Origin of the sequence: Tamaricihabitans halophyticus, assembly GCF_004340875.1 — a bacterium.
GTDB classification, from domain to species: Bacteria; Actinomycetota; Actinomycetes; order Mycobacteriales; family Pseudonocardiaceae; genus Tamaricihabitans; species Tamaricihabitans halophyticus.
The window spans coordinates 58,244-69,512 of the sequence record NZ_SLXQ01000021.1; the positions used below are offsets into that span (position 1 = coordinate 58,244).

The window sequence follows — 11,269 nt, forward strand, 5'->3', positions numbered from 1 at the left end:
TCATGCTGAGGATCACCAACCACCGACGCTTCACGGCCAACCACACCTGGCACGTTGACTGGGCCGGAAACGCGCTGTTCGTCAAGGCCAACCCGAACCACGACGAGGGCCGCGCCGAATGCATTGGACACGCCCGCATCCGCGAGTTCTACCCCGTACCGAGGCTGCGGGGCATGCGACGGGTGGCCCACTGGACAGTGCTCGCCTACGACCGGTGGCCGCACCTCGACCACGACAGCGGCCTGCTGCTCGACGAGATCACCCACGCCGACCTCACGGCCGACATGGCGCGACTCAATACCTGCCTGACCGCCGTGTTCCGCCACTACCAGCACGTCATCGGCAACACCCTTCGACCCACGACCAACGGGGAGACGATCAGCAAGCTCTACGGCGACCGCGCCGCTCCCGACGGCCGTCTCGACCAGTACTACAGGCCCAACGCACCGTGGCCGATCACCAATGGAACCCGGAGAGTCCGCCCACAGGATCTGGCAGACCTGCGACTGGTCGTCAAGGGCCGCGAGCACGCCGTTGACTTCGCCGAGCTGATGACCAGGCTGCGGGTCTACTTCGCCCGCCACAGCCCGGTCTGGGCGGCCATCACCCAGGGCGATCCCACCGACATCAACATCGGCTGGTCGCCGGCAGGCGGACCGGTGTGGTTCGACTACGACACCGGAGGACTCAACTCGCTACCCGGCGAGTTCGCATGTTTCCTGCTCTACCAACGCCTCCACGGCGCGTGGCTCACCCCGCACTACAACCGCGCCGCGTTCGGCGATCACCCCTCTGCACTCGCCCCGGCGACCCTCGCCGAGCCCGTCGTCCACGTCGAGCACACTCGCTCGGCGCTGGTGATCGACTATCGGCACACGCCCAGCCTGGCCCGCCGACATGTCCTGCGCCGCTACCTCGACGAGATCATCCGGCCCATCGCCCGCCATCTCGGCATCGACGACCTGATGGCGTGGATGCGCCCCTACCTGGTCATGCGGCTGCTCGCCGTCTACGACCTCGCCGACCTCGAACCCCACGACGCCGCGCTGTCGCTGGCCCTACTCGCCCAAGCACTGGACCCGGACACCACGCTGCCGGACTTCCTCGCCCTCACACCATCAGATGCGGAGGTCAACTGACCGTGGCTCGTCCCGTCGCCATTGTCACCGGAGCCGGTTCCGGCATCGGCGCGGCCATCGCTGCGCGCCTCGCCGACCGCTACGACCTCATTCTCACCCACCTCCACGACGACCCGGATCTGCACAACGTGCTCGCCACCGTCGAACAACGCGGCGCTGCGACAGCGGCGATCACGGGCGATCTCACCGACCCGATGACGATCGACACGCTCGCACACGAAGTCGAGCACGCCGCCGATCGGCTCGACATCCTCGTGTCCAACGCCGGCGTCTATCCGCGCATCCCCTGGACCAGCCTCGACCTGGACACCTTCCGCGAGCAGATCGAGGTCAATCTGGTCACTCACGCGGCGTGTGCCCAGCTCGTCACGCCGCCCCTGACGACGCGCGGCCACGGCCGCATCATCACCGTGTCATCGGTGCTCACCCAGCTCGGCCGCGTCGACCTCGCTGCTTACATCGCGGCCAAGAGCGGTCTGGAAGGACTCGTGCGTGCCCTGGCCCGAGAACTCGGACCACACGGCGTCACCGTCAACTGCGTCCGCGCGGGCTCCATCGAAGTACCCGCCGAACACGCCGTCGTCCCCGACCACGACGCGATGATCGCCCGACAACTCGACCGACAATGTGTCAAGCGCCGGGGGCACCCTGACGACATCGCCGCCGCCGTCGACTTCCTCGCCTCCCGCGACGCGGGGTTCATCACCGGCCAGTGCCTCACCATCGACGGGGGCTGGTGCATGACATGACCCCCGCCGCGCTCTGGATGCGCCACGGCACCTGCGACGACGGGCTGTGCCGCCCCGGCGCCCACGCCCGTCCCGGTAGCCCACTCACCATCGCCGGCATAGTCGAAGCCGAGCTGACCACCCGCGAGCTGCACCAGCACCGCTGGCAACCAGCGCTCATCGTGTCCAGCCCACTGCGGCGCGCCCGACAAACCGCCGCCATCGCCGCCAGCGCGCTGGACACCCGAATCGCCGAACCGATCAGCGCGTTCGCCGAATGGCGAGCCCCGCACTGCGTCCTGGGCCTCGCCCCCAACCAGTACCCACCCGACTACACCACTTGGCGGCAACAGCGCGCCGACAACCCGGACAGCGCCCTGCCCGGAGGGGAAAGCCTCCGCGCGTTCACCGAACGCGCACTCGAAGCCGCAACCATCGCCGGTGACCTCGCAACCGAGCACGGCCCCGTCCTGATCGTGTCCCACCGGCTGCTCATCGGCGCCGTCGCCGCCCTGCACCACGGCTACCGCCACCCCGCCGACATCTTCGGCTACGCCAGCGACTTCCGCCTCGCCCCCGCCCAGCTATGGGCACCACCCAGGGAGACCACGTGATCAACGATCAAACCGACGACCGGATCTTGCCCCACGAATCGGACCACGAGCGAGCCGTCCGCCACCGCCTTGCCGACCTGCTGGCCGACACTCCCATCCCGCCCGAGGAACTGGTCGACAACCTGGCCCTGTACCTGCGCAGGCAGCCGCTGACTGACCTGCTCTCCCTGGACGCGCTCTACCGGATGATCCTCGACGTGCCCGGTGTGATCATGGAGTTCGGCGTGCACCGCGGACGCCACCTCGCCGCCCTCACCGCGCTGCGCGGGGTCTACGAGCCGTACCACCCGCACCGCCGGATCATCGGCTTCGACACCTTCACCGGCGTCCCCGACGTGACCGACGTCGACACGATGAGCCCCAGCGCCGTCGCCGGCCGGTTCGCGCTCACTGACGGCTACCCACACCACCTGCGCGACGTACTCGACGCCCACGAGCAGGGCGAACACCTCGGCCACATCCGGCGCACCCTGATAGTCCAGGGCGACGTGCGCGAAACCCTCCCGCGCTACCTGACGGACAACCCGCACACCGTCATCGCCCTAGCCTACTTCGACCTCGACCTCTACGAGCCCACCCGCGACGCCATCGACGCCGTCCGGCCGTACCTCACCAAGGGCAGCGTGCTCGCCTTCGACGAACTCGCCCACGCCAAGTGGTCAGGAGAAACCGCAGCCCTGCGCGACACTCTCGGCACCGACCACGGCACCCTGCGAACGCTTCCGGGCCGCGCCACCCCCGCCTACATCCGCTGGAGCGCGTAGTCGCAGTTCAGGCGGCTGCGCCCGCCTCGACCATCAGGGCCTCCCGGTTGGCCAGGATGAACTCCTTCAACGCGGTCGGCTTCAAGTCGATCGACGCGAGATCGTCTCCCCGAAGGTCAACCCGGTCCAGGTCGTACCCGCCGCGCGACGGGTCGCTGAACTCCGGGCCGCTCCGGGCCGACTCGTCCAGGCTGGCCAGCCGCGCCACAAAGAAGTGCTGCACAGCGACTCCACCGTCCGACGGCGAGCTGAATAGGAACACCTGCGAGGCGTCCGTGGCCTTCGCGCCCAGTTCCTCCGCCAGCTCCCGGTACAGAGCCGCCTCCACCGAGGGGTCGGTGTCCTCGACGCCCCCACCGGGCGCGGTCCAATACGGCGCCTGCCCCGGCTTCGTGCGCTTGATCAACACCAGCCTACCGAGATCGTCGATCAGGATTGCCCGTGCTGCGCGTCGTCCCACTGTCACCGTCAACTGCTCCGTCACGCGACCCAGCTTACGGCTCGCCGCGTCGCCCGATTGCGGCAGCCACGTGATCGAAGACCCGTCCGTCGCAACGGCAAGGACCGGCACTCTACGCTGGCCCGGTGACTTCACGTGTCGAACTCGATCTACCCCCGGCGGGAAGCTCGCTGCCGTTGAGCGACTTGGAACGGTTCGTCGAGCAGGCCCGTCACGCAGGCGCGGGTGCCGACACACCGGTCATCGCGGTCGCCCCCAACCAAGACCCCGACATGACCATCGCGCTGCGCGTCGAGTTCGACAGCTCGATCGCCGAGCGCGCCGATCTGGACGACTTGCTCGGCCTGCTCGGCGAGATCGAACGCAACGACGGCGACGCCCACGCCCAGCACCGCGCCATCCGTGAGCTGCGCCGACACCTGACAGGCCACACCGAGTAGGCAGTAGATCGGCGCGTGGTCCGCAGCCAGCGGGGGTGGCTGAAGGTGATCGTCGTGCCCGGTGTCCCGGCTAGTTGCTGCGGTAGGGCTTGTAGGGCAGGACGCGTGGTTCGCGGGGCGGGGAGACGAGGTTGTCGCCTGGCCAGAAGGGTCCTTCCGCGGCGAACCGCCGTACGTGTCCGGTCAGCTCGTCCAGGTGCTGTTGCCGCTCGACCGGGCCTGTCTGGGAGCGGGAGCCGTCCGGTTGGTACAGCTCGTGCACGGTGTTCGGGCCACCACCCACCAGAACAGCCGCGACCTGCGGCAGACCCATCGGCATCGCGTCGCAGCCCTGGTGGCGGGCGATGTGCACCACCGCATCGACGACCCGTTCCCAGTCGGCGACCTGCGGCCACAGCTGTCCGCCGTCCAGCTCGAAGGTCAGCGTGGACAGCGGCACCACCTCGCCCGGTGTGCGGCCGGGGAACTCGGTCAGGCACCGGTACATCCGACCACCGTCCGGTTGTGGCACCGCCGGGTGCAGCAAGGTCAGGGCGTGCACGATCGTGGCGTTGATCGGCACTGGGTGCTGCGGGGACTGGTAGGGCTCGTGTAGGGCGAGCAGATACACGTCCTGGACCGTCACATGTTCCCTTTCCGTCGCGGCTGAGGTGGGGCGGGCCATCAGGCGTACGGCTCTACGGAGATGCTGTAGACATGCCCGCGCCAGGACCGATCCACCGGCAAGGCACGGACGGCGTACTGGTAGGTGGGCAGGCCCAGCTTGTCGGCGCGGGCGATCAGCGCGCGGATATCGCCCAAGGTCAGCACATGTGCCGACAGTCGACGGCCCCAACGGCGCCATTCCACCTCGGGGCCGGTGGGTTTCTGTGTGACGCTCGTGTGTTTCTCCGCGTCGCTGCGGTCGGCTCCGTGTGCGTTCGCAGGTGGTGACGCTGGCGGACCGTCGCTGTCGGTGTCGCGGGCGTCTTCGACCACGGTCTCCAGGCGTTTCACCTTGCCGTCCCAGCCAGCGAAGCACCGGACGGGCGTCGCGTCGGGGAAGTTCAACGCCGTGGCGCTGTCCACGAACTCGCGCAGCTCATGGAAGTGGAAGATGGTCCGGTCAGGGCGCCTGGCCTGCGTCACGTTGTGTGTCACGACCACCACGATAGGCATTCGCCCCGACACGGCACGTGGCCCCTCTGTGGATCACCCGACTGGCCGAGCGGGGGGTGCCGACAAAGGACACGTAGGTGGCCAAGCTCGATTGGTGATGCACGCTGTGGCGGTCTGCCAGCGCGGTGCCCTGCTGGGGTTGCCGGGGCAGGATAGGGCCATGAGTGGCGAGGTCTTGCGTGACGGTTGGTGCGGCGAGCCTATTGCGTGGGCAAGAGTCGGTGATCCCGTTATCGGGCGGGAGTGGACTGAGCATGGCTGGGTGGCCGTGACTGACCGGTTGTCCCCGGCTGAGGCGGTTCGTAAGTACGGTCCCATCACTGAGTTGGTGGTTGGCCGCCACGGCGGTTTTGAGTCCGTCACCTACGGTGAGACCCAATTCGTCTCTCGGTTCGTGGACCCGCGCGGCACGGGTTTGTATGACGACACCGTTGTCGTCGTGCACGACCCTGCCCGGGACGATTACGAGTGCCCGGTCTGCCAGGCCGCGCCCGGCGAGCAGTGTGTGAACAAGAAGCAGCAGCCGTGCGGAACGCACGGCAAGCGGTCTCAGGGGCGCTCGCGTTGGGAGATCGAGCGGGCTGATGCGGCGGCCCGAAAGGCGCGCGAGGAAGCGGAGGCTGCGCAACAGTGGCAGCGCGAGATGGCCACGCCGCCGGCTCTCGGCGCGGTGCTGGAAGTCAAGCGTTGGATGCCTGCTGATGACACGGCGTCCGATGGTGTCGACCGCTACATCGTCGAGCGCACCTACGCCAACCGGACGGTCCAGGCCAGTGCGGACAGCGGGGAACGGGTGTTCCTGGCCCGCAACGAGTACACCGGCGATTGGCAGGTCATCTGTGGGCAGCCGACGTCGATGCGCCTGCCATGCCGGGGCGGCGGTGTCGGCGTGCTGTGCAAGGTGCGACACAAGCCAGGGTTGCACCTGCGCGAGGACTCGTCGTGGACCTGACGCGACAAAGGCTTGCCACCCAAGTTGGTGCCTCCACTCCGTCCGATCTCGCCCGCGAATGCGCTGGTCAGCGACTCGCGGACCGTCTGGGCCGTGATCGGTGAGTCACATCGGGTCACACCACAACCCTCTCCGAGGCGGCGTAGGCCGGCTCCCGCCGCGCGGGTCGCTCGCCACGCGGACCGCCGAGGGCGGGCGGCAGGTGCCCGGACTGCCGCCACCTGCGCAGCACCTTGCGGCCGTAGTTGTTCGTGCCCGCGATCCGGTCCAGCTCCGCGCCGGTCGGCGTGCGGCCCTTGGTCCGCTCGGTCACGTAGTACGCGCACATGCGCTGCTCGGCGGTCGGTTCGGCCGGCGGGCGAGCCCCGTTCGGGACCACCGCGAGACGCACCGTCGCCCCCGCAGGTCTGATTTCGGGGCGAACGGGCAGGAGACGCGGCTCGTTGCTGGTCACGTGGGGCGTAGGCTGGGTGTTACCGAAGGCGAAGCAGTACCCACGGTTTGTCGGTGCCGCCTTGGGCGCACGAACGATCCCTGGCTCCTGTGATGGGGCTGGAGGCGGGAGCGTCGAGATGATGATCTCGGGTCAGCTGAATCCCACGACCACTTCCGATGACCGTCAACAACAGTCGCCGCTGCCGCCTGTGGTGCGGTTGCGGATGAAGCCGGACGGCGCCGCGCGTGGTCATGTCGATGGCGGTTGGTGGCCGCGGTCGAGGGATCTGGCGGCGGAGTTGCCGTCGCTGGTGTCCGCACTCGGGGTGTGGCTGGGGCAGGTCGCCCGCGTGTCCTACCACCTGGACAGGTGGGGCCTGGTCGCCCGCAAGGTCCTCGTCGAGGGCCGGGTCGTGCGGGCGGAGGGTTTCCGCTCGACGGACCGGCACACGATCATGGTGATCGGTTCGGATTCGCGGCGGGTGAGCCTGCTGGTCGTGCCGCCGGGTGTTCCCGGCGGTGTGGCCCGCGCGGTGCTTCGCTCGGCCGCCGGCAGCGACTCGACCGCCAGCGTGGCCGACATCCTGGCCAGCAACGGTGTCCACCCGGACCGGGACAGCAACCCGCACGTGGCCGTGCCTGGCCCGCGGGCAGCCGGCCCGTCCGCGGCGGAGCCGGAGGAGGAGCGGTGGGAAGCTGAGGGCGGCCGTGCCCTGCCCGCCTGAGCAGGCCGCGCGTTCCGTGGGTGCTCCCGGCGGCACGGGGTAGGTGGTCGGGGTGGTGGGTCATCGGAACCCGGCCAACCAGCGCCGGTATGACCAGCGGACGACCGGTGAGCGGCTGGCCGATCAGGTCACCGCCCGGTTCGGGTCCTGGGCGTTCATCTGCGCGCAGAGCGCGGTCGTGGTGGCGTGGATCGCGGTGAACCTCGCCGCGTTCCTCTACCGGTGGGACCCGTATCCGTTCATCCTGCTCAACCTGCTGTTCTCCACCCAGGCCGCCTACGCCGCGCCGTTGCTGCTGCTCTCGCAGAACCGGCAGGCCGAACGCGACCGGATCAAGGCCGAACACGACTACCGGATCAACCAGCTCGCGCTGCAATTCCTCATCGCCTGGCACCGCGACGCGCATCCACCCGGCTGCGACTGCGTCCGCGAACTCGGCCCGGCCGCCGATGACGCGCTGGCCGCGCTGGCCCGTGACCTGGACCCACTGGTGTCGCCGCCGGTCGCGGTGGCTCAACCGGCCGCGACACCCGATCGCGGCTAGACTGGGAACCAGGTTCCGGCCCCCTTTCTGGCCGTGATCAACGCAATCAGGCGCGTTCTGTCCGCCGAGATCCGAGGTCTTCCCTCACCGTGACCACCACCGATGTTCGTCCGCGCCCGAAACCGATCCTGTCCGGACGCCGTTCCCCGCTGGAGCACCTGACCGTCAAGGTGTTCCTGCTCGTGCCGTTCCTCGCGTTGCTCGCCGCCGTGCCGCTGGCGTGGGGCTGGGGCCTGGGCTGGACCGACCTCGGGATCGCGGCCGGCTTCTACGTGGTGTCCTGCCTGGGCGTGACCGTGGGGTATCACCGCTACTTCACCCACCGCGCGTTCAAGGCCCGCCGCGCGCTGCGGGTCGGGCTGGCCATCGCGGGCAGCCTGGCCGCCCAGGGACCGGTCATCGACTGGGTCGCCGACCATCGCCGCCACCACGCCTACTCCGACCGCCCCGGCGACCCGCACTCCCCGTGGCTGTACGGCACCAGCCCGATCGCCCTGGCCAAGGGGTTCTGGCACGCCCACATGGGGTGGCTGTTCGGCCGGGACCGCACCAACGCCGAACGTTTCGCCCCCGACCTGCTCGCCGACCGCGACATCCGCGCCGTCGACCGGCTGTTCTGGCTGTGGACCACCCTCACCCTGCTCGCCCCGGCCGCTTTGGGCGGGGTCATCACGCTGTCCTGGTGGGGCGCGCTGACCGGGTTCTTCTGGGCCGGGCTGGTGCGGATCTCGTTCCTGCACCACGTCACCTGGTCGGTCAACTCGATCTGCCACATGATCGGCACTCGCCCGTTCACCGCGCGCGACAAGTCCGCCAATTTCTGGCCGCTGGCGATCCTGTCGATGGGCGAGTCCTGGCACAACTCCCACCACGCCGACCCCACCTGCGCCCGCCACGGCGTGCTCCCCGGCCAGATCGACATCTCCGCCCGCGTCATCTGGATCTTCCAGCGACTCGGCTGGGCCTACCAGGTCCGCTGGCCCGCCCCGCAGCGACTCGCCCACAGCCGCGCCGACCACTGACCACCCGCGACGCCACGCCGCACGGGGTACCCGGCCGAACCAGCAGAGAATCACGCGCCAGCACGGCGGCGCACCCGTGTTCGGCGTAGCGTGGACCTTAAGCCCCTCAATCTGAGAGAGGGGGCACACCCATGACCGATACGTCGGCCACCAGGCCCGTACCGTCAACCACCCCACCGACTGACTCCGCCGGCCCACCCGCCCCGGCAGCCACCCCCGACACCCCACCCGCAGCGCCGCCAGCCCGTAATCCGTTGCGGCGCACCCGGACCGGTGTCACCTGGGTCGGCGTCATCGTCTTCGCCGCCGTGCTGGTCCTCCTGCTGATCTTCATCCTGCAGAACACCCAGGCGGTGCAGATCTCCTACCTCGGCGCCAGCGGGCACGTCTCGCTGGCCGTGGCGATGCTGCTGGCCGCAGTAGCCGGCGTGCTGCTGACCGCGATCGCCGGATCGCTGCGGATCTGGCAACTCCGCCGCCACCTCCGCCGATCAACCCGCCGAGGAACGTGACACCTCCGCCAATCTGGCTTTGCCCGCGCTAACGGCCCCGAGTTGGAGTTGGCCCCCCTGGCCGGAAAGCCCTAACGCAAAGCCTGATCAAGCGGCGACACGACCAAGCCCGCGCCGCCGACACTCGCCAGGCTGCTGTCGGCGACCCGCCCGGCGTTCTTCCATCGCCGCAGCACCCGGCGGCCGTAGTTGTTGGTCCCCGCGATCCGGTCCAGCTCCGCGCCGGTCGGCGTGCGGCCCTTGGTCCGCTCGGTCACGTAGTACGCCCACATGCGCTGCTCGGCGGTCGGTTCGGCCGGCGGGCGAGCCTCGTTCGGGGCCACCGCGAGACGCACCACCGGGGCCGTCTCGGCGCCGGTGGTGCCCGTCTCGGCGGTCTCGGTGCCGGTCTCGTTCGCGGTCTCGGCGCGGTGCCGCTTGAGCGCGCGGTTGAGCAACTCGACCGCCAGCAGCAGCGCCAGCGGCGGGCACGCCGCCACCGCCACGGCGAACACGCTCAGCTCCGGGGCCGCCGCCACGTTCGCGCACAGCGACAGCACGATGCCGAACACGAAGGCCAGCCACGCCGCCCACCGGCCACCGGCACGGCGGCCGTGGCCGGTGGTCTTCCACAACTCGACCGTCGCAGTGGTCAGGATGCCGTCCACGGTCAACGGCCAGATCGCCGCCGTGGCCTCGTCGGCACCGAACCGCAAGGCGAACTCGCGGCCGTGTCGGTAGGAGGCGTAGGCCGCACCCAGCGCCACCAGCGCGGTGCAGGCGCACTGGACCCACAGCGCCCGGTCCCGCCGAGTCGGGGGTGCCGTGGCGCTCACCGCAGCACACCTCCCGACACGCGCCGCGCGTCGTCCGGGCAGCAGCCGACGCAGGCGAACACCTGCGAGCCAGTCACCGACCGGCCCACCGGAAGATGCGGAACCCGGACGCGAAGGTAGTCCGCTCCGCACACCACGCAGGCCAACCCGTCGGCCTGCAACGCCGTCGGTCCGGCGATGATCGTGTCGTGGTTCATCGGGCGCCACCTGCCGACAGGCAACGAGTACCGACCGGGCGGATCGTGATTTCAGGACCTTCGACCAAGATCGTTTGGTTCGTATGCTGAAGCGTTAGGCCCACTTCGCGATTGGAAACGCCCTGCTCACGCAGGGCGTTTCGCTTTATCGCTTCGTCATGATTTTGGGGGAGCGACTCCCCCAAGCCCCCTACGGTGCGGTGGCCGCTCGACGATGGCTCCTCAGCTTGCGAGCGGTTCCCGGCCTGCTCGCTGACCAGCGGTGCGGTGTTCGAGTAGGCTCCCGCAACCTCCACTTTGGAGATATTGCTAGAACATGGGCCTGAGTGCTGGTCCTGGAGTAGTACCGTGATGCCAGAAGGCGAAGGTAGGCCACCCGCGTAGCGGGTGGCCTACTTGCTGTGTAGTGGCGCGCGAGGCGGCGCTTGGTGTGCGTTGTGTTCCTTCCCGTGCGTCGCGTCCGGTGAATGGCATGGAGTTGCACGAACGGTTCGATGAAATTGTGGTAAGTGACCGCTTCGTCTTCCGGCGAACGCATCGCGCTACGCGACGGTGCTTGGCACGACACGGTGTTCCTCGAACGCCGTCCGCGCGTCAACCGACCCGGTTCACCCGCAGGGCGTTTCGGCAGTGCTCCCTTCGGGCTGCGACCTCCGACCGCCGTGGCACCGCTGTGACACCCCTTGTGTCAACCTCAAGATCAGAATTAGGCCGCGATGTGCTGCTGGACGAGGTGTTGAGCGCCGCCGTGCTGGGCTGGGTCG

Annotated in this window: 16 protein-coding genes; 10 read left to right on the forward strand and 6 right to left on the reverse strand. The window is 69.2% G+C overall.

The features are described from left to right. The first annotated feature begins 2 nt into the window (after positions 1-2). The 4 genes from EV191_RS27320 to EV191_RS27335 are packed head-to-tail and all read left to right on the forward strand — an operon-like array spanning position 3 to position 3,245. On the forward strand, positions 3-1,139 hold the full coding sequence (locus tag EV191_RS27320; protein WP_132880640.1) for a hypothetical protein: 1,137 nt from the start codon (positions 3-5) through the stop codon (positions 1,137-1,139). Between the two features lie 2 nt (positions 1,140-1,141). Next, positions 1,142-1,888: an SDR family NAD(P)-dependent oxidoreductase gene (locus EV191_RS27325; protein WP_132880642.1), complete on the forward strand. Its 747-nt coding sequence runs from the start codon at positions 1,142-1,144 to the stop codon at positions 1,886-1,888. Continuing rightward, positions 1,885-2,481, forward strand: a complete 597-nt coding sequence (locus EV191_RS27330; RefSeq protein WP_132880644.1) for a histidine phosphatase family protein — start codon at positions 1,885-1,887, stop codon at positions 2,479-2,481. Before EV191_RS27325 ends, EV191_RS27330 begins: the two co-directional genes overlap by 4 nt. Continuing rightward, complete coding sequence (locus EV191_RS27335) at positions 2,478-3,245, forward strand: TylF/MycF/NovP-related O-methyltransferase (protein ID WP_243659275.1); 768 nt, start codon at positions 2,478-2,480, stop codon at positions 3,243-3,245. The genes EV191_RS27330 and EV191_RS27335 overlap by 4 nt, the downstream gene beginning before the upstream one ends. A gap of 7 nt (positions 3,246-3,252) precedes the next feature. Here the strand turns inward: EV191_RS27335 and EV191_RS27340 are convergent, their stop codons facing one another. Continuing rightward, on the reverse strand, positions 3,253-3,729 hold the full coding sequence (locus EV191_RS27340) for an NUDIX domain-containing protein (protein ID WP_132880647.1): 477 nt from the start codon (positions 3,727-3,729) through the stop codon (positions 3,253-3,255). A gap of 101 nt (positions 3,730-3,830) precedes the next feature. Between EV191_RS27340 and EV191_RS27345 the strand changes: the two genes are divergently transcribed. Next, on the forward strand, positions 3,831-4,145 hold the full coding sequence (locus tag EV191_RS27345) for a hypothetical protein (RefSeq protein WP_132880649.1): 315 nt from the start codon (positions 3,831-3,833) through the stop codon (positions 4,143-4,145). A gap of 70 nt (positions 4,146-4,215) precedes the next feature. Here EV191_RS27345 and EV191_RS27350 read toward each other — a convergent pair whose 3' ends face one another. Continuing rightward, the gene (locus EV191_RS27350; protein WP_243659276.1) at positions 4,216-4,770 is read right to left on the reverse strand and encodes a hypothetical protein; all 555 of its coding nucleotides are present in this window, start codon (positions 4,768-4,770) and stop codon (positions 4,216-4,218) included. A gap of 38 nt (positions 4,771-4,808) precedes the next feature. Continuing rightward, a complete protein-coding gene (locus EV191_RS27355) occupies positions 4,809-5,285 on the reverse strand; it encodes a hypothetical protein (protein WP_132880650.1) in 477 nt (158 codons plus the stop codon). 280 nt (positions 5,286-5,565) lie between these two features. Here EV191_RS27355 and EV191_RS27360 point away from each other — a divergent pair, with 280 nt between their 5' ends. Further along, positions 5,566-6,255, forward strand: a complete 690-nt coding sequence (locus EV191_RS27360; protein WP_132880652.1) for a hypothetical protein — start codon at positions 5,566-5,568, stop codon at positions 6,253-6,255. 115 nt (positions 6,256-6,370) lie between these two features. Here the strand turns inward: EV191_RS27360 and EV191_RS27365 are convergent, their stop codons facing one another. Next, a complete protein-coding gene (locus EV191_RS27365; RefSeq protein WP_165913121.1) occupies positions 6,371-6,646 on the reverse strand; it encodes a hypothetical protein in 276 nt (91 codons plus the stop codon). A gap of 181 nt (positions 6,647-6,827) precedes the next feature. Here EV191_RS27365 and EV191_RS30440 point away from each other — a divergent pair, with 181 nt between their 5' ends. The 4 genes from EV191_RS30440 to EV191_RS27385 all read left to right on the forward strand — a co-directional run bounded on the left by EV191_RS30440 (position 6,828) and on the right by EV191_RS27385 (position 9,493). Next, a complete protein-coding gene (locus tag EV191_RS30440; RefSeq protein ID WP_207894775.1) occupies positions 6,828-7,415 on the forward strand; it encodes a DUF5994 family protein in 588 nt (195 codons plus the stop codon). A 52-nt stretch (positions 7,416-7,467) separates the two neighbouring features. Beyond that, a complete protein-coding gene (locus tag EV191_RS27375; RefSeq protein WP_228713808.1) occupies positions 7,468-7,959 on the forward strand; it encodes a DUF1003 domain-containing protein in 492 nt (163 codons plus the stop codon). A gap of 89 nt (positions 7,960-8,048) precedes the next feature. Then, positions 8,049-8,981 carry an acyl-CoA desaturase gene (locus EV191_RS27380; RefSeq protein ID WP_132880657.1) on the forward strand — a complete coding sequence of 311 codons (933 nt, stop codon included), beginning with the start codon at positions 8,049-8,051 and terminating at the stop codon, positions 8,979-8,981. A gap of 131 nt (positions 8,982-9,112) precedes the next feature. After that, complete coding sequence (locus EV191_RS27385) at positions 9,113-9,493, forward strand: lipopolysaccharide assembly protein LapA domain-containing protein (RefSeq protein WP_132880659.1); 381 nt, start codon at positions 9,113-9,115, stop codon at positions 9,491-9,493. Positions 9,494-9,564: 71 nt separating this feature from the next. Here the strand turns inward: EV191_RS27385 and EV191_RS27390 are convergent, their stop codons facing one another. After that, on the reverse strand, positions 9,565-10,308 hold the full coding sequence (locus EV191_RS27390; protein ID WP_132880660.1) for a DUF2637 domain-containing protein: 744 nt from the start codon (positions 10,306-10,308) through the stop codon (positions 9,565-9,567). After that, positions 10,305-10,505, reverse strand: coding sequence for a hypothetical protein (locus EV191_RS27395; protein WP_132880662.1), 201 nt, complete (start codon positions 10,503-10,505; stop codon positions 10,305-10,307). Before EV191_RS27395 ends, EV191_RS27390 begins: the two co-directional genes overlap by 4 nt. Positions 10,506-11,269: the final 764 nt, after the last annotated feature.

Bases quoted from the DNA above. Each gene is read 5' to 3' on its own strand.
- EV191_RS27320 (WP_132880640.1), top strand. From the start codon at position 3: ATGCTGAGGATCACCAACCACCGACGCTTCACGGCCAACCACACCTGG.
- EV191_RS27385 (WP_132880659.1), top strand. From the start codon at position 9,113: ATGACCGATACGTCGGCCACCAGGCCCGTACCGTCAACCACCCCACCG.
- EV191_RS27395 (WP_132880662.1), bottom strand. From the start codon at position 10,505: ATGAACCACGACACGATCATCGCCGGACCGACGGCGTTGCAGGCCGAC.
- EV191_RS30440 (WP_207894775.1), top strand. From the start codon at position 6,828: ATGATGATCTCGGGTCAGCTGAATCCCACGACCACTTCCGATGACCGT.
- EV191_RS27330 (WP_132880644.1), top strand. From the start codon at position 1,885: ATGACCCCCGCCGCGCTCTGGATGCGCCACGGCACCTGCGACGACGGG.